General features: G+C 53.4%; 21 protein-coding genes. 15 read left to right on the forward strand and 6 right to left on the reverse strand.

The window, feature by feature from the left end:
- The first annotated feature begins 3 nt into the window (after positions 1-3).
- Positions 4-420 carry a phasin family protein gene (locus IEX96_RS09325; protein WP_188873825.1) on the forward strand — a complete coding sequence of 139 codons (417 nt, stop codon included), beginning with the start codon at positions 4-6 and terminating at the stop codon, positions 418-420.
- A 93-nt stretch (positions 421-513) separates the two neighbouring features.
- Here IEX96_RS09325 and IEX96_RS09330 read toward each other — a convergent pair whose 3' ends face one another.
- Positions 514-1359, reverse strand: a complete 846-nt coding sequence (locus IEX96_RS09330; protein WP_150005149.1) for an AAA family ATPase — start codon at positions 1357-1359, stop codon at positions 514-516.
- 320 nt (positions 1360-1679) lie between these two features.
- Here IEX96_RS09330 and flbT point away from each other — a divergent pair, with 320 nt between their 5' ends.
- From flbT to IEX96_RS14250, 5 genes are all read left to right on the forward strand, one after another.
- Positions 1680-2075 carry a flagellar biosynthesis repressor FlbT gene (gene flbT, locus IEX96_RS09335; protein WP_150005148.1) on the forward strand — a complete coding sequence of 132 codons (396 nt, stop codon included), beginning with the start codon at positions 1680-1682 and terminating at the stop codon, positions 2073-2075.
- Positions 2065-2499: a flagellar biosynthesis regulator FlaF gene (flaF, locus tag IEX96_RS09340; RefSeq protein ID WP_150005147.1), complete on the forward strand. Its 435-nt coding sequence runs from the start codon at positions 2065-2067 to the stop codon at positions 2497-2499. Before flbT ends, flaF begins: the two co-directional genes overlap by 11 nt.
- A 358-nt stretch (positions 2500-2857) precedes the next feature.
- Positions 2858-4135, forward strand: coding sequence for a flagellin family protein (locus IEX96_RS09345; protein ID WP_150005146.1), 1278 nt, complete (start codon positions 2858-2860; stop codon positions 4133-4135).
- A 95-nt stretch (positions 4136-4230) separates the two neighbouring features.
- Positions 4231-4629, forward strand: a complete 399-nt coding sequence (locus IEX96_RS09350) for a flagellar protein FlaG (protein ID WP_188873826.1) — start codon at positions 4231-4233, stop codon at positions 4627-4629.
- Positions 4630-5026: 397 nt separating this feature from the next.
- A complete protein-coding gene (locus IEX96_RS14250) occupies positions 5027-6259 on the forward strand; it encodes a flagellin N-terminal helical domain-containing protein (RefSeq protein ID WP_188873827.1) in 1233 nt (410 codons plus the stop codon).
- A gap of 60 nt (positions 6260-6319) precedes the next feature.
- Here the strand turns inward: IEX96_RS14250 and IEX96_RS09360 are convergent, their stop codons facing one another.
- Genes IEX96_RS09360 through IEX96_RS09370 form a run of 3 tightly spaced genes read right to left on the reverse strand, consistent with a single transcriptional unit; the run spans position 6320 to position 7418 of the window.
- Positions 6320-6877, reverse strand: a complete 558-nt coding sequence (locus IEX96_RS09360; protein ID WP_188873828.1) for a YbjQ family protein — start codon at positions 6875-6877, stop codon at positions 6320-6322.
- Complete coding sequence (locus tag IEX96_RS09365) at positions 6846-7166, reverse strand: YbjQ family protein (protein WP_150005140.1); 321 nt, start codon at positions 7164-7166, stop codon at positions 6846-6848. Before IEX96_RS09365 ends, IEX96_RS09360 begins: the two co-directional genes overlap by 32 nt.
- Before the next feature lie 36 nt (positions 7167-7202).
- Complete coding sequence (locus IEX96_RS09370) at positions 7203-7418, reverse strand: hypothetical protein (protein ID WP_188873829.1); 216 nt, start codon at positions 7416-7418, stop codon at positions 7203-7205.
- A gap of 187 nt (positions 7419-7605) precedes the next feature.
- Here IEX96_RS09370 and IEX96_RS09375 point away from each other — a divergent pair, with 187 nt between their 5' ends.
- Complete coding sequence (locus tag IEX96_RS09375) at positions 7606-8796, forward strand: acetyl-CoA C-acyltransferase (RefSeq protein ID WP_150005139.1); 1191 nt, start codon at positions 7606-7608, stop codon at positions 8794-8796.
- Between the two features lie 13 nt (positions 8797-8809).
- Here IEX96_RS09375 and IEX96_RS09380 read toward each other — a convergent pair whose 3' ends face one another.
- Positions 8810-9310: a MarR family winged helix-turn-helix transcriptional regulator gene (locus IEX96_RS09380; RefSeq protein WP_150005138.1), complete on the reverse strand. Its 501-nt coding sequence runs from the start codon at positions 9308-9310 to the stop codon at positions 8810-8812.
- Between the two features lie 225 nt (positions 9311-9535).
- Here IEX96_RS09380 and hppD point away from each other — a divergent pair, with 225 nt between their 5' ends.
- The 8 genes from hppD (at position 9536) to IEX96_RS09420 (ending at position 16434) form a co-directional block, all read left to right on the forward strand.
- Positions 9536-10627: a 4-hydroxyphenylpyruvate dioxygenase gene (gene hppD / locus IEX96_RS09385; RefSeq protein WP_150005137.1), complete on the forward strand. Its 1092-nt coding sequence runs from the start codon at positions 9536-9538 to the stop codon at positions 10625-10627.
- 50 nt (positions 10628-10677) lie between these two features.
- Positions 10678-11826, forward strand: a complete 1149-nt coding sequence (locus IEX96_RS09390; protein ID WP_150005136.1) for a homogentisate 1,2-dioxygenase — start codon at positions 10678-10680, stop codon at positions 11824-11826.
- A gap of 29 nt (positions 11827-11855) precedes the next feature.
- Positions 11856-12869, forward strand: coding sequence for a fumarylacetoacetate hydrolase family protein (locus tag IEX96_RS09395; protein WP_150005135.1), 1014 nt, complete (start codon positions 11856-11858; stop codon positions 12867-12869).
- A 111-nt stretch (positions 12870-12980) separates the two neighbouring features.
- A complete protein-coding gene (gene phhA, locus IEX96_RS09400; RefSeq protein ID WP_188873830.1) occupies positions 12981-13847 on the forward strand; it encodes a phenylalanine 4-monooxygenase in 867 nt (288 codons plus the stop codon).
- 58 nt (positions 13848-13905) lie between these two features.
- Positions 13906-14532, forward strand: a complete 627-nt coding sequence (locus tag IEX96_RS09405; RefSeq protein ID WP_150005133.1) for a glycosyltransferase — start codon at positions 13906-13908, stop codon at positions 14530-14532.
- Positions 14529-15200, forward strand: a complete 672-nt coding sequence (locus IEX96_RS09410) for a TIGR04282 family arsenosugar biosynthesis glycosyltransferase (protein WP_188873831.1) — start codon at positions 14529-14531, stop codon at positions 15198-15200. Before IEX96_RS09405 ends, IEX96_RS09410 begins: the two co-directional genes overlap by 4 nt.
- A gap of 108 nt (positions 15201-15308) precedes the next feature.
- The gene (gene coaD / locus IEX96_RS09415; protein WP_150005210.1) at positions 15309-15827 is read left to right on the forward strand and encodes a pantetheine-phosphate adenylyltransferase; all 519 of its coding nucleotides are present in this window, start codon (positions 15309-15311) and stop codon (positions 15825-15827) included.
- Positions 15828-15879: 52 nt separating this feature from the next.
- Entirely contained in the window at positions 15880-16434 is a 555-nt protein-coding gene (locus tag IEX96_RS09420; RefSeq protein WP_150005131.1) for a peptidylprolyl isomerase, read from the forward strand.
- 42 nt (positions 16435-16476) lie between these two features.
- On the opposite strand, the gene trmFO is transcribed toward IEX96_RS09420, so the two are convergent.
- Entirely contained in the window at positions 16477-17823 is a 1347-nt protein-coding gene (gene trmFO / locus IEX96_RS09425) for a methylenetetrahydrofolate--tRNA-(uracil(54)-C(5))-methyltransferase (FADH(2)-oxidizing) TrmFO (protein WP_150005130.1), read from the reverse strand.
- Positions 17824-17898 lie beyond the last annotated feature (75 nt).

Genomic DNA, 17898 nt, shown 5'->3' on the forward strand with positions numbered 1-17898 from the left:
AAAATGGCAACCACCAGCAAAACTGACACCGTCGAGAACGGCATTGCCGCTCTCTTCAAGACCCCGAATTTTGACATGAGCGCCATCATGGATGCGCAACGCAAAAATGTTGAAGCCTTGATCGAAGCCAATCGCGTGGCTTTCGAAGGTTACAAAACGGTTTCTGAAAAGAATGTCGCTTTGGTGCGCACCATGTTTGAAGATGCGTCCGGCGTCGCCACCGATGTCCTGAACGGCAAAACCCCTGAAGCCAATGCCGGTAAACAAGCCGAATTTGCTCAGGACGTAGCCCGCAAAGGTTTGGAAGGCTTCCGCGAAGTGTCAGAACTGGCGCTGAATGTGAACCGCGATGCCTTTGGTGTGGTCCAAAAGCGCTTCACACAAAGCATGGACGAATTGAAGGCTGTCAAAGCCAAATAAGACGGCTCTAACCCCCGTCTATATAAAAGAACCCGGTCCGCATCATGCAGGCCGGGTTTTTTCTATTGATGTGATCTGCTCCGGTAAACCGGCTTATCGTCCTTCGCGGCGGTTGAGAAAAGCAAGGCGTTCGAACAGGGCAATATCTTGTTCGTTTTTCAAAAGAGCGCCATGCAGCGGCGGGATCACAGTTTTGCTGTCCTTGCTGCGCAGGGCCTGGGGCGGCATATCTTCGGCCATCAACAGCTTCAACCAATCCAGCAATTCCGAAGTGGATGGTTTCTTTTTCAGCCCCGGCACCTCACGCAATTCGTAAAAAACGGTCAGTGCTTCGTGCACCAATCGTTTTTGGAGATCGGGGAAATGCACATTGATGATGTCCAGCATCGTCTCCCGATCCGGGAATTTGATATAGTGAAAGAAGCAACGCCGCAAAAAAGCATCTGGCAGTTCTTTTTCATTGTTCGAGGTAATGATCACGATAGGGCGTTGCTCGGCGCGGATGGTTTCGCCGGTTTCATAAACAAAGAACTCCATCCGGTCCAATTCCAACAGCAGGTCATTGGGGAATTCGATATCCGCTTTGTCGATCTCGTCGATCAGCAAAATAGGCGGCACATCGGCAACAAATGCCTCCCATAATTTTCCGCGTTTGATGTAATTGCCGATGTCATGCACCCGCTCATCACCGAGCTGGCTATCCCGAAGGCGGGACACGGCATCATATTCATAAAGACCCTGTTGCGCTTTTGTGGTGGATTTTACATGCCATTCGATCAAGGGGCGGTCGAAGGCGCGGGCCACTTCCTGGGCCAGCACCGTTTTCCCTGTTCCCGGTTCGCCTTTAATCAGCAAAGGGCGGCGCAAGGTGGCGGCTGCATTGACTGCAATGGTCAAATCATCGGTGGCCACATAGCGATCGGTTCCGGAAAATTTCATGGAGGATGCCTTCTTTTGTCTCGAATTCTTGGGGGCACGCTAATGGGCGCGCTTCTTTGTGGCAAGCCCTTGTGCTTTATTGATGTATCGGCTGGTCGGGCTGTTGATTGTGTTCTTGGCCAGCTTTTGGCATGGTGATTGCTTATATTCTGAATGGTATGTGCATATATTTGCAATTCGGCGATGCTCATGCTTGACGAATAAGAGGGTATTTGACCGGCTTTTGGAAAAAAATCCACAGATCCGGTGCAAACCTTAAGAGACGGGAAACAACTTATGCCTAGCTTGAGAATCGAGCGGGCCGATCTGGAGAGACTCTTATGGCGCTCAAGCTGTCGCTAAAGCCGGGTGAAAAATTCGTGGTCAATGGAGCGGTGATCGCCAATGGCGACCGACGGTCCAGTTTGGTGATTCAAAACAAGGTGTCGATCCTGCGTGAGAAAGACATCATGCGTCAGGAAGATGTGAACACACCGGCTCGCCGGATCTATTTTCCGATCATGCTGTGCTATCTCGATCCTGACAGCCGAGCGAAATATATTGAGGAATTCATGACCCGTATGACCGAGTTCATGTCGGTTGTCGAAGATCCTGAGGCAAAGGCCCGCTGTATCGAAATCAGTGCGGATGTGATGAACAGCAATTATTACCGGGCTTTGATGACCTGTAAGAAGCTGTTCGATTATGAGAAGAAAAGGCTTGAATATGTCCCTTGATGCCTATCATCAGCGTCAGGTGGCTGCAGAGTCACCCAGACAAACCGAGTATCGCCTGTTTGGCCGGGTAACCGGTGCTTTGATTGATGCGAAAGAGCAGGCTCTTAAAGGGGCCGCCTTGATGAAGGCGCTGGATTGGAACCGCAGGCTTTGGTCCACCTTGGCCGCCGATTGCTCGGTCGATGATAATGACCTGCCGCAAGCCACCCGGGCGCAGATTATTTCCCTGTCGATCTATGTGTCGAAAAGCACAAGCAAGGTGATGCGCGGCGAAGCATCGATCGACGATCTGATCGGCATCAACAAAATTATCATGGAAGGGCTGGCCCTGCAGGTGCGCAATGAACGCGAGGCGGCCGAACGCGCGGAAAATCAGCAAGCAACGCCGCCGCCGTCTTTACCCCTTGGTGGGCTGGTGGGGTAGGTGGAAAGATTTGTCCATCACCATCAATAAACTGTCACGGTGCTATTTGCTTTGCGCGCAATCTTATAAAGGGTTGCGTGCATTTTTGTATTCGGGGCGTGTTTTTAAGGGGTATACGGCAAATTTTGCCGTATTTTGAGGGGTAAAGCAGGAAAATTTTGCCCACTAGGCAAAATATGCCACCCATTCAAGACCAATAGATGTGATGCGGTATTTTAGAATTTGTGTTTATTTTCAATTGTTTGATGTAATTTTCGCATAGAATTCCAAACTTGGCATCACTGTTGCATTGGATAGTGCGAGGCAAAACGCCTCGAGAGCAAAATGCTCGGTAAAACCCCAGAATGGAGATGCCAAAATGGCTTTTTCTGTGAATACGAACCAAGGTGCCTTTCTGGCCCTTCAATCCCTTTCCAGCACCAACAGCCAGCTTGCAACCACGCAGAACCGGATTTCTACCGGTCTTGAAGTGGCCAGTGTGCGTGATGATTCTGCTACCTTCTTGATTGCGCAAAATCAGCGTTCCGATTTGGCCGGCATCAGTGCGGCCCGGTCGAGCCTGGATCGTGCGCAAAGCACGTTGGATGTGGCGACCGATGCTGCTGAAGCTATTGATGACCTTCTGATCGAAGCGCGTGAAATTGCAGTTCAGGTGCAAGATAGTGGTCTTGATAGTGCCTCTGTTTCTTCTTTGAACAATGACTTTGGTGCGATCGTTTCTCAGATCGACTCCATCGTTGGTCAGGCTGAATTTAACGGCACCAATCTGATCAATGGCAGTGGCCAAAATCTTGATGCCATCACCGGCGTCAATCGGTCTGGAACTATCAGCCGGATTTCCGTGGGTGGTCAGGATTTGACCACTGCAGGAGCCACAGCAACTGCTGCCAGTGTAACTGTGGATGGTGATGTCACCATCAACTCAGGCGGTGGCGCAACGGACGTGGTGGATGAAACCGATTCCGGTACGTCGGTTACCAGCTTCGATGCCAATGTCCGTAATAACACCGACTTCTTGCAAGGCATCGTGGATGCAGGGCTTGATACCAATGGTGTGATCGCGGTCGACGCCAATGGCAATGCCACAGGTCTCGATTTTGCCAATTCCGCCGCGACCTTCACTGATGGTGGTGCAGGTGTCAATGATACGATTGCCTTTGACTTCGGTACGACCACCTTCACCCTGACGACCAACGACACGACTGTAGCTCCGAGTGGTGGTCTTGCTGATGCCGACACGGCCGGCAATATCACTGATGTTGCAGTGACCGGTACGGCGCAGGTGGTTGCGGATGTGGCCAATGGTGTCACGCTGACGGATGTCACCTTGAACTCCATTGATTTCAATACCTCTGACAGCCGCAATGCCGCAGTGCAGGTTGTGGATAATTTCCGCAGTCAGCTTTCCACGGTTCTGAGTACGCTGGGGTCTTCCTCGCAGCAGATTTCGTTGCAATCTGAATTTGCATCCAATCTGTCTGACTCGATCGAGGTTGGAATCGGGAACTTGGTGGATGCGGATCTGTCGCGCGAAGCGGCAAGCCTACAGGCCCTTCAGGTGCAGCAGCAGCTTGGTCTTCAGGCCGCTGGTATCGCCAATCAGGCCCCGGGCTCGATCCTCGCCCTGTTCCGTTAAAAATATCCTTGAAGGGCGGCTCTCAGAAGGAGCGCTGCCCTTCTTCCTCTTTCCGCATAGGCTTGCCAGCCAAGCCCATGAAAGGCGGGAATTGAATGATGATTAGGTTTGAAACACAGAATATTCCTCCACAATCTGCCGATGGAACACCGCGTGTGATCCAGCGGGTTGATGCCGTTTCAGCGGATAATGCTGGCCTGGCTGGTGATCGCCAGACTGTTGGGCTTGTGCAATCCGGGGCGGTTTTTTCCGGCCCGCTTGATGACAGAAGCCTTGATGCGCAGGTGGAAGAGGCCATTTCCCAATTGATTGGGGAAGATATTGGGTCTGCCCGATTGCGTATCGATCAGGACGAAGAGTCCGGGCGCGTGGTGTTTCAATCGGTGGACCGCGATAGCGGCGAAGTGATCAACCAGTTTCCGCCGGAAACCATTTTGAAACTGATCGCATCTATCCGTGAGGCGGAAGGGATTGTGCTGGATACCAGCGTTTGACCGGTTTCGCGCGGGTCGCTTTTTAAAAATATTTTCCAGATTGGGCCGAACCTTGCCGTTCGGCCCTTTTTTATGGCGCAAGGTCTATATCAATACGCGTAAGGGAAAATACCCGGGCTAAAAGAAGCGGGCCCTGATATGGAATGCTCATATAACCCGGCAAGTTTGCCATAAGGGGATGTGGAAACTTCTGCCGCTTTGGGGGACAGTTGTTACCCTGTTGGGATGCCATTTTTTCTTTTTGAGTAGTGTTTATCCTGAAATTCCTAAAAATATCTGATTAATATCAATGCCTTAATCATAAAAATAAAAACTGGCACGGTTCTCGCATTGTGGTGTTCGATTGCAGGAACATTTGGCGGCATTCGTCGTCTTCACAAAGCGAGGGAGGGGCAGCATGGCCTTTTCAGTAAATACGAATGCTGGCGCATTAGAAGCCTTGCGTCAGCTGGTTGGTACAAATCAAAGTCTGGATGTCACCCAAAGCCGGATCAATACCGGCCTGAAGGTGCAGTCCGCTGCCGATGATCCGGCGAATTTTTCCATTGCGCAGAATTTGCGTGGCCAGGTGAAAGGGTTCGATGCCGTTCGTTCGAGCCTTGATCGGGCAACCAGCACGGTGGATGTGGCCATTGCCGCAGCGGAAACCATTTCGGATCTGCTGATCGATATGCGGGAAACCACGATTGCCGCGGCAGATTCAGGCATTGACAGTGCCTCTCGGCGCGCGCTGAGTGATGAATTCAGCCGGCTGCTGCAACAGATCGATTCGGTGGTTAGCCAAGCCAATTTCAATGGCACAAATATCGTTGATCCGTCACTCACCCGCATCACAGCGCTTACTGGCACAGAAGTCACCGTCAATGATCTGAATGCCGATAGCATTGTCGATCCGGGCGAGGCCAGCCTGTCCAATGTGATCGCCATCAATGGCCGCGACCTGACCACCTCCGGTCTTGGTATTCAGGTGAACAGCTTCGAGATCGACCCGGCTGTGGGTTATGATATCGATGTGGATAGCCTTGATGTTGTTGCGGAAAATCTTGGGGATCGGGATTTCGTGAATGCCCTTGTGGCGTCGGGAAATCCGACCGGGATTGTGGATGTTGCTACAAATCCGGCCTCTTTCGATTTTTCTAGCGCCACCTTCAATCTGGGGGGCGGAGGGGCCAGCTCTGGCGATGAAACCCTCAGCTTTTCTTTGGGGGGGCAAACCTTTACCGTAACAGGTAATTTTGCCGATCAGGCCGCCGCCACAGCGGCGCTGGAAGCTGACTTTTCTTTGGCCACCCCGGCAGCACCTTTTACAGTCACGTCCATACCGGCGGATAATTTCAGCTCGAACATCCGAGCCGAGCAGGCCTTGGTGGATGTGGATAATGCACTGGATTCGGTGAACAGTGTTCTGGCGGAATTCGGGGCAGCGGCTCGCCAGCTTGAATTGTCTTCCAACTTCACCACAAGACTGTCTGATGAACTGCAAGTTGGCATCGGCAATCTTGTGGATGCGGATTTGGCGCGGGAATCTGCCAGCCTTCAGGCCTTGCAGGTGAAGCAGCAGCTTGGTCTTCAGGCGCTCAGCATTGCCAACAGCAACCCGCAGTCCATCCTTGCTCTATTCGGGAACTGATCCCGCAAAGCTCTAGACCTTCCTCGCTTTTGGAAAGGGTCGGCAAAATGCCGGCCCTTTTTAGTGCCTTTTTTGAAGAGCGGTTCCATAGGCCACCACTTCAATACCCAAAGAGCGGCCGCTGCCGGTGCCTATATTATGGCTTGTGAACCGTAAATTGATTAAAAGATCCGCATGGCGGGCGGTGATTTCCTCTTCCAGTCTTAAAATTGCTTCGCGGCGGGCGCGATTGACCATCCGTTCCAGAATGGGGATATTTCCGCCGATCATGCGTCGCCACAAAATGGCAAATACGCGGGTTTTTGAATGGGAAATGACCACATTGGCACTGACAATCACCGGATTGCCATATCCTTCGGGCGGGTGCTTCAAGGTGGTGAGGTGGGGCCGTGGTGTCATGGCCTCACGCACCGCCAAAGACCGTGCATGGCGATAAGACATCACCCGTGCAATGATCCAAAAGATAAAGGCGGGCAAAAGTGTCAGAAAAAGCCAGTTCTGGAGGATGGACCACAGATTGATCTTGTCCAATGTCCAGGGCATGAAGGTTGTCTGGATAAACTCCCACCAACCGGATTGGAAAAACTTACCGTCCATCAAGACGAACGGCCGTGCCATAGGCAAGAATTTCCGCGGCCCCTCCCGTGACAGACGCGGTTGCCAAACGCACATTCAAAACGGCATCCGCTCCCAGCTTTTCTGCTTCCTTAGCCATTCGGTTGATGGCTTCTTCCCGGGCTTCTTGCATCAATTCCGTATAACCGTGCAGTTCACCGCCCACAATATTTTTGAGGCCCGCCATGATATCGCGCCCCAGATGCTTGGCCCGTACGGTGGAACCTTGCACAACGCCCAAAATTTCGCGCACCTCTTGGCCGGGAACTGTATCTGTGGTGATGATGATCATAGTGCTGCGCTGCCTTTGAAAAGCTCGACAATAAGATTAGCGGGACTGTTTCCAGTGGGAAAACAGGGCATAGCCAAGACCAATGCTCGCGCCAATCAAGGCACCGGGCACCGGGGCGTAAAAGATAAAGCCGCCTATGGAGGCTCCAATCATCAGCCCGGCAAATAACAAAACCCCGATCAACGTAAAATCGCCACCTTGAGGGGTGTTGTCATGCATTTTGGATGGCTCATCAGGGTCAGGGGAGGCCATGTGCCACAGTCCTTTAGAATAGGTGGATAGGGGAAAATCGGTGCCTATATGATTTACTCTTCCTGTTTGTCTGGCACAAGAGGCCTTGCGCAGGGCAGGGAGGGGCGCCTATTTGATGGTTTAAGCGCGGTGGCCCATTTGCGCATCAAGGACCCAAGGGCCTTACAAGAAAGAAGGAGTGTTTTTCATGGCAACATCAGATCCCGTTGTTATCGTTTCCATGGCGCGGACCCCCATGGGGGGATTTCAGGGCGATTTGTCGCCGCTCATGGCATCAGAGCTAGGCGCCACTGCAATCAAAGCCGCGCTGGAACGGGGCGGCGTGTCGCCCGATGATGTGGATGAAACCATCATGGGCTGTGTGTTGCCCGCAGGGCAAGGGCAGGCTCCCGCCCGTCAGGCATCCAAAAAAGCAGGAATTCCCAATAAAACCGGGGCGGTGACGCTGAACAAGATGTGCGGTTCGGGCATGAAGGCCATGATGGTGGGGCATGATTCCTTGCTGGCCGGAACCAATGATATCGTTGTGGCCGGTGGCATGGAAAGCATGACCAATGCGCCTTATCTTTTGCCCAAGGCCCGGGGCGGTATGCGCCTTGGCCATGGTGATGTAAAAGATCATATGTTCCTTGACGGGCTGGAAGATGCCTATGATCCGGGCCGTTTGATGGGCACCTTTGCTGAAGAAACCGCACAGCATTACCAGTTCACCCGTGATGCACAGGATGCCTATGCCATTGAAAGCCTGAAACGGGCGCAAAAGGCGGGCGAGGATGGCACTTTTGCCGATGAGATCGCGCCGATCCGGATCGTCACACGCAAAGGTGAGACGACCATTTCCATCGACGAGCAACCCGGTAAAGCGCGCTTTGATAAAATTCCCCAGCTGAAACCTGCCTTTGCCAAAGATGGCACGGTAACAGCCGCCAATTCTTCCTCTATTTCCGATGGTGCCGCCGCACTTATCCTGATGCGCCGGTCCGAAGCGGAAAAGCGCGGGCTGCCTGTTTTGGCGGAAATCAAGGGCCATGCCACCCATGCGCAAGAGCCGCAATGGTTCACCACCGCCCCCATCGGAGCCATCAAATCAGTTTTGGAAAAATGCGGCTGGACCACGCAAGATGTGGATTTGTGGGAAGTGAATGAAGCCTTCGCCGTTGTCGCCATGGCGGCCATGCGCGATCTGGATCTTCCCCATGATGCGGTGAATGTTTATGGCGGGGCTTGCGCTTTGGGCCACCCCATCGGGGCATCTGGCGCACGCATTGTGGTGACCTTGATCAATGCGCTTCAAAAGCGCGGCAAAAAGCGCGGCGTTGCCACCTTGTGTATCGGTGGTGGGGAGGCCACGGCGTTGGCCTTGGAACTTGTAAGCTAATTTAAAAGACCGTTCAGGCGGCTCCGTCCTCGTCTTTGGAGGTGCGGGCGGGGTCACCGAATGTTTCCAGCGACAAGCCTTCCAGCCGGTCCAGCAATCGGTTCAGTTCGGCTGTTTCCTGTTTGCCGAGATGGCTTAACAATTCCGCCTCATAAGACAAAGCCAAGGGCATGATCTTGGCATGGATTCTGACGCCTTCCGGGGACAAGGCCAACACCGAACGCCGCCGATCCTGCGGTGAAAAATGCCGTTCCAGCCGTTTCTTCGCCAATAAGCGCGAAACCGCCCGGCTTACTGCCACTTTATCCATGGCTGTGCGGTGGGCCACCTCACTGGCACTCAGATCGCTTTCATCCCCCAAAACCGCCATCACCCGCCATTCTGGAATGGTAAGATCATAGCGGTCCGAATAAAGCCGCGAAATGGTGCGGGATATCCGGTTCGAGATCGTTGCCAGCCGATAGGGCAGAAAATGGGGCAATTTCAGGCGATTTGGCACTGTGTTTTCGGTCATGGACTACTCGTTTTCTGTCTGTCGGGCCCATCATGCCAAGCCTTGTTCAAAAGTGCCATGGCGCTGTGGGATGCGCGAGGATTCTTGTAAACGCGGCAAAGTGTAACTTGCAAAGAGCCGGACGACCGCTTATTTGGTTACATATGAAACCATTTTGCGGCCATCCTGATATGGTGGGGATGGACAGGCGTGTTTTGTCATCAATAGCTAGGCACAGGTGCATGAATGTTGGGCTTCAATATTGATAGCAAACCGGAAAACCCCATGGGGACGGACGGGTTTGAATTTGTCGAATATGCGGCTCCCGATCCGGTTCTGTTACGGGATTTGTTTGAAAAACTGGGCTTTCCCGCCATAGGAAAGCATAAAAGCCGCGATATCAGCTTGCACCGTCAGGGTGATATAAATTTCGTTATTAATGCGGAAAAAACTGGCTTCGCTGCTGATTTCGTTAAAAAACATGGCCCTTGCGCTTGTTCTATGGGGTTTCGCGTAAAAGATGCCAAAGCGGCCCTTGATCGCGCCAAAAGCCTTGATGCGGTCTCCATCGATGATGAAGACCGGATTTTATCGAAACCGGCCATTGAAGGTATTGGCGGATCGCGGCTTTATCTGGTGGATGGCTATGGCGGGGTCAATGCGTGGGAAAGCGATTATGAACTTTTCCCCGATGCGGAAGAGCGCATGGACCGTTGGGGCGCGGGGCTTTCCTATATCGACCATCTGACCCATAATGTATATTGGGGTAATATGGATAAATGGCGCGACTTTTATGGCCGCCTGTTCAATTTTGGCCAGATCCGCTATTTCGATATCAAGGGCAAGCTTACCGGCCTTGTAAGCCGTGCTTTGGCCAGCCCATGCGGCAAAATTCGTATTCCTTTGAACGAATCGGAAGACGAAAAAAGCCAGATCAATGAATATCTGGAAGCCTATAGAGGCGAAGGCATACAACATATCGCTTTGGGCACCCATCAGATATATGATTCTGTAGACAAGCTGCGGGCGAACGGGATCGCGTTTCAGGAAACGCCCGATCCCTATTATGAAAAGCTGGATACGCGCCTGCCGGGGCATGGGGAATCCGTGCCGGACATGCAAAAACGTCATATTTTGATGGATGGTGGAGAATCGCAGGGTGGCGGGCTGTTGTTGCAGATTTTCACAAAAAATGTGATCGGGCCGATTTTCTATGAGATTATCCAGCGCAAGGGCAATGAAGGTTTTGGCGAAGGCAATTTCAGAGCATTGTTTGAATCGATCGAAGAAGACCAGATCCGTCGGGGATATCTGAAGCCGGATACGGCGGCGGAGTAATCAGCATCGGCCAAAGATGGCCTTGATAGTATCATGCGGGAGACGAACCCATGCGCAACTGGATCAGCTTTCCACGGCTTGAGGGAGAGGCGTCACGCCAAGCCCATGCGGATTTCCCCGAAGGGGCCTATGAGCGTGAGATGGGGAAAGAGGGGTTTTTCGGACCCGCAGCCCATCTGTACCACCGCCATGCTCCCACCGATTGGGTGGGCTTTGAAGGCCCGTTGAAGCCCCGCGCTTTTGATACAAACAGGTTCGCCGATTATGGCCCAAGCCCATGGGATGCCAAAAAACTGTTGAGCAATGCCCATGTGGCCGTGCGTTTTTGGTCATTGGATGGGGCGATGGATCATTTGGTTCGCAATGGCGATGGCGATGAGCTGTTGTTCATCCATGAAGGTTCTGGCGATCTTTATTGCGATTTTGGCCATATGCCATACCGGGATGGGGATTATGTGGTGTTGCCACGTGGCTCCATGTGGCGGCTGGATGCACAGTCTCCCACCCGCCTGATGATGGTGGAAGCGACCAATTCCAGCTATCAGTTGCCGGATAAAGGGCTGGTTGGGCCGCACGCTATTTTCGATCCGGCGATTCTGGATACCCCCAGGATCGACGAGGCCTTCAAAGCCCAGCAAACCGAGGATGAGTGGCGCGTTTTGGTGAAGCGGCGCAACCAATTGACCACCATCACCTATCCCTTCAACCCGCTGGATGCCATGGGTTGGAAAGGGGATCTGATGCCGATGCGGCTGAATTGGCGCGATATTCGTCCCTTGATGAGCCATCGCTATCATTTGCCGCCCAGCGCCCATACCACTTTTGTGGCCAATCGATTTGTGGTGTGCAGCTTTGTGCCGCGCCCCATCGAAAGCGATCCCGGGGCGCTGAAGGTGCCATTTTATCATAATAATGACGATTATGATGAATTCATCTTTTACCATCGCGGTGAATTTTTCAGCCGCGACAATATCCATCCCGGCATGACCAGCTTGCACCCTTGCGGCTTTACCCACGGCCCGCATCCCAAGGCATTTGAAGCGGGGATGAAGGCGGCCAAAAAAGAAACCGATGAAGTGGCGGTCATGATCGATACCCGCGATCCTTTGGATGTGAGCGAAGAAGCGGTTGGTATTGAATGGAAAGACTATTATCTAAGCTGGGGTGGACAGGCACGGTACGGGTCTGCCGCGGAATAAGCACGTAAACGACGGATCAAGGAGCATTTATGCGTTTAGCATCTCTCAAGCAGGGGCGGGATGGCCAGTTGGTCGTCGTTAGCAAAGACCGCAAAAGCATGGCATTGGCGGCAGAGGTTGCTCCCACATTGCAAGCAGCACTGGATGACTGGGATGCGGTTGCGCCCCGTTTGCAGGCCTTAAGCGATGATCTGGATGCTGGGCGCGTGGATGCAAAACCCTTCGATGAAACGGCCTGTGCGTCACCTTTGCCGCGCGCATATCAATGGGCCGATGGCTCGGCCTATGTCAATCATGTGGAATTGGTGCGAAAGGCGCGCGGGGCAGAGGTTCCGGCAAGCTTTTGGGAAGACCCCTTGATGTATCAGGGCGGCTCTGACAGCTTTTTGGCACCTTATGACCCCATCCAAATGGCCGACGATGCGTGGGGGATCGATTTCGAGGCGGAAATCGCCATCATCACCGGCGATGTGCCTATGGGGGTCAGCGTTGAAGAGGCCGGGCGCTATATCCGGCTGGTGATGCTGGTCAATGATGTGTCGCTGCGCAATCTGATCCCCGGCGAATTGGCTAAAGGCTTCGGATTTTTCCAGTCCAAACCGTCTTCGGCATTTTCCCCCCTTGCCCTGACACTGGATGAACTGAACGCCCATTGGCGCGACAACAAAATGCACCTGCCATTATTGTCGTTCCTGAATGATGCGCCTTTTGGCAAGCCCAATGCCGGTCAGGATATGACCTTCGATTTCGCACAATTGGTGGCCCATGCCGCGAAATCGCGGCCTTTGGCTGCAGGCACCATCATTGGTTCGGGAACGGTATCGAACAAGCTGGATGGCGGGCCGGGAAAACCCATCGCGGAAGGTGGTGCAGGCTATAGCTGTATTGCGGAAATCCGGATGATCGAAAAAATCCAGAGCGGGGCGATGAAAACGCCGTTCATGACCTTTGACGATCGGATCCGCATTGAAATGCGCGATGATGACGGGCACTCCCTGTTTGGGACCATTAACCAGTCGGTGGTAAAATACGGGGATGCTTGACCCCGCTTCGGGGCTTGAATGTGCGTTCGGGCAGCGCATGTTTTATGTATCCGGCGACGGTTTTTATCGCCGGAGCGGATTTGCCTTTATCAGCGTAGAAGGAGAGGCGCCATGTTGATCACCACAAGGCTTGGCCGAGAGGTTGAGGTCAATGAAGATTACACGGTGGATCAGAATTGGGCGCATTATACTGCCGACGAACATGCCCGTTGGGATCGGCTTTATGATCGCCAACGCGAGATTTTGAAGGGCCGGGCCTGTCAGGAATTTCTTGACGGTCTGGAAGCCTTGAAACTTTCTGATGGCGGCATCCCGAATTTTGAAGAACTGTCCGAAAGATTGATGGCGCGGACGGGCTGGAAAGTGGTGGCGGTGCCGGACCTTGTGCCCGACGAGGTGTTTTTCGACCATTTGGCCAATCGGCGCTTTCCTGCGGGTAATTTTATCCGCCGCGAGGACCAGTTCAATTACATTCAGGAACCGGATGTATTCCATGATGTATTCGGCCATGTGCCCATGCTGAGCCATCCGGTGTTTGCCGATTATATGGAAGCCTATGGCAAGGGCGGGCTGGCGGCAGCGGGCAAGGGCGTGCTGCAAAATCTGGCACGGCTTTATTGGTATACGGTGGAGTTTGGCTTGATCAACACACCGGACGGCATGCGCCTTTATGGAGCAGGCATTGTGTCCAGCCCTGCGGAATCGGTATTCGCTTTGGAAGATCCATCGCCCAACCGTATCCATTTTGATCTGGAACGGGTGATGTGCACCAATTACCGCATTGATGATTTCCAGCAGAGCTATTTCGTGATCGATAGCTTTGATGAATTGCTGGATGCCACCTATCAGCCCTTTGGCCCCGTTTATGATCGGGTGCGTGGCCGTGCGGATTATGCCGTGGATACGGTTTTGGCATCGGATCTTTTGCACCATCGGGGCAGTCAGGCCTATGCCCGTGAAAAAACGAAGGCGTCATAATTATTAGCCACCAGATGGGGCTTTGTGTGCAGCTATGAACGCGCTATAGGCTGGCTGCATGTCTGATCCTGTGATTTCTGTGATTATTCCCGTTCGCCCCAATGAGGCGGCCTTGCCGGCATTGCTTTCCCAATTGGAAGGCCATCGGGCCATTTGTGATATCCATGTGATGAGCGAAGGCAGCCGTGCCAAAAGCCTGAATGCGGGCACAAAAAAAGCGCGCGGAACGCTGCTGTGGTTTTTGCATGCCGATAGCGTTTTGACTGACGATAGCATCGACCATCTGTTGGCCGCTTTTGCAAAAAGCCCCAGGAGCCTGTTGTATTTTGATCTGGCCTTTGCCCGCGATGCTGTGGGGCTGGTGAAGCTCAATCAATGGGGCGCCAATCTGCGCTCCCGGCTATTGGGCATTCCATTTGGCGATCAAGGGCTGGCATGTCATCGCGATATATTCAAAGCGGTCGGTCCATATGATGAACAATGTGCTTATGGCGAAGACCATTTGTTTGTGTGGCAGGCCCGGCAGGGCGGGGTGAAACTTTTCCCCATTGGCGCACCGCTTTTGACCAGTGCCAGAACCTATCGCCAAACCGGTTGGCTGAAACTGACCATATTGTACCAATATCGCTGGATCAGGCAGGCCCTGCCAGAGGCGTGGAAACTGATGCGGAGACGTGGCTTATGACCGGTGCTGTTGCTGTTTTTGTAAAAACTCCGGGCCTGACAGCACCCAAAACCCGCCTTGCCGCCAGCATTGGCCCTGATGCGGCGGGGGAATTTTATCATCATAGCCTTGATGCGGTGGAAGAAACGGTCAGCCGGTTTTTGAAGCCCCGTGCCGATTGGATCGCCCGCTGGGCGGTGGCGGAAGAAGAGGGCGTGTCCCATCCGCGCTGGCAATCTTTCGGGGCGCGGCACACCGGACCAGGCGATCTGGGCGCGCGCATGTGGCGTATTTATGAAGGCTTGCGCCGGGTGCATGGCCGGGTGTTTTTAATCGGTGCCGATGCGCCGCAATTAACGGCACAGCATCTGAAAGCGGCAGAAAAAGTCTTGGACAGCCACGATTTTGTATTCGGTCCGGCATCGGATGGGGGATTCTGGTTGTTTGGCGGCCGGCGCGTGGTTCCCAAAGAGGTGTGGACGGTACCGCGCTATAGCACGGCCCATGCCCGAAGTGATCTGGAACAGGCCATGATAGAGGCAGGGCTTCAAAAACCGGCCCATTTACTGCCGCTGACGGATGTGGATGAAGTGGCGGATCTGGCGGCCTTGGCGCAGGAAATGCCCAAAAGCCGCACCGTCAGCCAGCGAAAAATCATGGGTTGGGTGAAGAGGATGGAACAGGCATGACGCTGCCATAGGTTTCGACAGTCTATCGCCCGCCTTGCCATTCTGTTTTGCGCTCTATAATCCTAGGTGAGCATTTATGCGCTGCATAGTAAGGAGAGCACTGTGGCTCTGGAACGGATCGGTCTTTATCCGGGAACCTTTGATCCCATCACCTATGGACATCTGGACATCATCCGCCGGGGACTGAAACTGGTGGATAAGCTGGTGATTGGTGTTGCGACCAATCCATCAAAAGATCCGTTGTTCAGTTTGGACGAGCGCGTCACCATGGTCCGTGCAGAAACGGCAGAGCTTGCGCAGTCTTTGGGCGTGGATATCTCGGTGATGCCCTTCGATGAATTGCTGATGAGCTTTGCAGAGAAAATCGGCGCCTCGATCATTGTGCGCGGCCTTCGGGCTGTCTCGGATTTTGAATATGAGTTCCAGATGGCGGGAATGAATGCGTTTCTCAATCCCGAAGTGGAAACCGTGTTCTTGATGGCCGATGCCAAATATCAGCCCATTGCATCAAAGCTGGTGAAAGAAATCGCCACTTATGGCGGCAATATTGATGGGTTCATCCCAAAGCGTGTTGCCCATGCTGTGCGCGCGCAAATGGCCTATAAACGCCAGCATAAAAGCGATTGAACAAGAGATCGGGTGTGTTCAATACGGCCCGAAATGACGGAGACGACTTGGTATGATGAAGAAACTTCTTGCAGGCGTGTTGGCTTTTGGCCTTGCAGGGCCAGCAGTATCTGAGCAATCGCTAGACCTGAAAGACCCGGAAAACACACTCTATCTGGATTTGCCCACGGGCCGGGTGGTGATACAGATGCGTCCCGATAAAGCCCCGAACAATGTGGAGCGTATCAAGACACTGGTGCGTCAGGGGTTTTATGATGGTTTGACCTTCCATCGTGTAATCCCCAATTTTATGGCGCAAGGGGGCGACCCGGCGGGCAATGGATCGGGTGGGTCCGATTTGCCGGACCTGAAAGCCGAGTTTAACGATCTTCTGCATTTGCGCGGCACCATGTCTATGGCGCGGTCCGATTCGCCCGATAGCGCCAACAGCCAGTTTTTTATCATGTTTAGCCGTATGTCGGTGCTTGATGGGGAATATACCATTGTCGGGCGCGTGACATCGGGCATGGAATTTGTGGACGCGATCGCCCCGGGCGAGCCTCCGGCCGAGCCGACAAAAATCGTCAAAATGACATTGGCATCGGATGTGGACAATCCGGTGAACTGACACAACGACGCCATGACGTATAAACGCCATGGCGTCAAAATCTTAGCTGTCGGCCTTTTCCTGTGTCGCAAGGCCGTTGATCCAGGCATCCAATGCTTCAAGAGCGCGCCGGCTCATGGCTGGTTTGCGCTCTTTCTTTTTGACCTTCCCCGCAAGTGGCGGGAACAGGCCGAAATTCACATTCATCGGCTGAAAGCTGTCTGGCCGCGCGCCGCCGGTGATATGCGAAAGAACAGCACCGAAGGCGGTTACATCGGGCGGCGGCGTCAGGGAATGCCCCAAAGCATCGGCAGCGGCAAAGCGTCCGGCCATCAACCCCACAGCGGCGGATTCGATATAGCCTTCGACCCCGGTGATCTGACCGGCGAAGCGCAAGCGCGGATCGGCTTTCAGGCGCAGGCTTTCGTCCAGCAAGCGGGGTGAATTGATGAAAGTATTGCGGTGCAGGCCGCCCAAGCGTGCAAAAACGGCCTTTTCCAGACCGGGAATGGTCCGGAAAATCTCGTTTTGGGCACCATATTTCAACTTGGTCTGGAACCCGACGATATTATACAGCGTTCCCAATTGGTTATCTTGTCGAAGCTGAATAACGGCATGAGGTTGTTTTCCTGTTCGGGGGTCGGTCAGCCCTACCGGCTTCATTGGCCCGAAGCGCAAGGTTTCACGGCCCCGTTCCGCCATGACTTCAATGGGCATACAGCCTTCAAAATAGGGGGTGTTTTCCTCCCATTCCTTGAAGCTGGTTTTTTCGCCTTCCAAAAGGGCGGTGATAAAGGACTCATATTGAGCTTCATCAAGGGGGCAGTTGATATAATCGGCCCCTTCGCCTTTATCATAACGGGATTGATACCAAGCCACATCCATATTGATGCTGTCTTTATGCACGATGGGGGCAATGGCATCGAAAAAAGCGAGGCTGTCTTCGCCGGTCAGATCGAGAATGGCGTGGCTCAGGCCATCGGAGGTCAAAGGCCCGGTGGCGATGATCACATTGGCCCAGTCTTTGGGGGGCAAGCCATCGATACAATCACGCTCGATGGTAATTAATGGATGCTCGGCCAGTGTTTTGGTGACCATCTGCGAAAATTGATCGCGGTCGACCGCCAAAGCTGATCCGGCGGGAACTTTTGCGGCATCGCCGCAGCGCATGATCAAGGAATTGAGACGGCGCATTTCTTCATGCAGCAGGCCAACGGCATTGTTTTGTGCATCATCGGAACGAAAAGAATTGGAACAGACCAGTTCCGCCAATCCGTCCGTATGATGGGCCGCCGTGTTTTGCACGGGGCGCATTTCGTGCAACACCACCGCAATGCCTGCCTGCGCGATTTGCCATGCAGCTTCAGACCCTGCAAGACCGCCGCCGATGATATGGACACAATTGGACATGGGAAAAACCTGTTCTTGCTTTAGGAAAAAAGGGTCTGCCTGCGCGCATTATCGCTGGAGCAATGTCCAAGGCTA

This window comes from Iodidimonas muriae (genome assembly GCF_014647255.1).
GTDB lineage: Bacteria > Pseudomonadota > Alphaproteobacteria > Sphingomonadales > Rhodothalassiaceae > Iodidimonas > Iodidimonas muriae.

Coding starts and splice junctions, on each gene's coding strand:
- IEX96_RS09390 (WP_150005136.1), top strand. CDS start 10,678: ATGCGCAACTGGATCAGCTTTCCACGGCTTGAGGGAGAGGCGTCACGC.
- phhA (WP_188873830.1), top strand. CDS start 12,981: ATGTTGATCACCACAAGGCTTGGCCGAGAGGTTGAGGTCAATGAAGAT.
- IEX96_RS09405 (WP_150005133.1), top strand. CDS start 13,906: ATGTCTGATCCTGTGATTTCTGTGATTATTCCCGTTCGCCCCAATGAG.
- trmFO (WP_150005130.1), bottom strand. CDS start 17,823: ATGTCCAATTGTGTCCATATCATCGGCGGCGGTCTTGCAGGGTCTGAA.
- IEX96_RS09325 (WP_188873825.1), top strand. CDS start 4: ATGGCAACCACCAGCAAAACTGACACCGTCGAGAACGGCATTGCCGCT.
- IEX96_RS09345 (WP_150005146.1), top strand. CDS start 2,858: ATGGCTTTTTCTGTGAATACGAACCAAGGTGCCTTTCTGGCCCTTCAA.
- IEX96_RS09365 (WP_150005140.1), bottom strand. CDS start 7,166: ATGATCATCATCACCACAGATACAGTTCCCGGCCAAGAGGTGCGCGAA.
- IEX96_RS09420 (WP_150005131.1), top strand. CDS start 15,880: ATGATGAAGAAACTTCTTGCAGGCGTGTTGGCTTTTGGCCTTGCAGGG.
- IEX96_RS09330 (WP_150005149.1), bottom strand. CDS start 1,359: ATGAAATTTTCCGGAACCGATCGCTATGTGGCCACCGATGATTTGACC.
- IEX96_RS09410 (WP_188873831.1), top strand. CDS start 14,529: ATGACCGGTGCTGTTGCTGTTTTTGTAAAAACTCCGGGCCTGACAGCA.
- flaF (WP_150005147.1), top strand. CDS start 2,065: ATGTCCCTTGATGCCTATCATCAGCGTCAGGTGGCTGCAGAGTCACCC.
- flbT (WP_150005148.1), top strand. CDS start 1,680: ATGGCGCTCAAGCTGTCGCTAAAGCCGGGTGAAAAATTCGTGGTCAAT.
- IEX96_RS09380 (WP_150005138.1), bottom strand. CDS start 9,310: ATGACCGAAAACACAGTGCCAAATCGCCTGAAATTGCCCCATTTTCTG.
- IEX96_RS14250 (WP_188873827.1), top strand. CDS start 5,027: ATGGCCTTTTCAGTAAATACGAATGCTGGCGCATTAGAAGCCTTGCGT.
- hppD (WP_150005137.1), top strand. CDS start 9,536: ATGTTGGGCTTCAATATTGATAGCAAACCGGAAAACCCCATGGGGACG.
- IEX96_RS09395 (WP_150005135.1), top strand. CDS start 11,856: ATGCGTTTAGCATCTCTCAAGCAGGGGCGGGATGGCCAGTTGGTCGTC.
- IEX96_RS09350 (WP_188873826.1), top strand. CDS start 4,231: ATGATGATTAGGTTTGAAACACAGAATATTCCTCCACAATCTGCCGAT.
- IEX96_RS09375 (WP_150005139.1), top strand. CDS start 7,606: ATGGCAACATCAGATCCCGTTGTTATCGTTTCCATGGCGCGGACCCCC.
- IEX96_RS09360 (WP_188873828.1), bottom strand. CDS start 6,877: ATGGCACGGCCGTTCGTCTTGATGGACGGTAAGTTTTTCCAATCCGGT.
- IEX96_RS09370 (WP_188873829.1), bottom strand. CDS start 7,418: ATGGCCTCCCCTGACCCTGATGAGCCATCCAAAATGCATGACAACACC.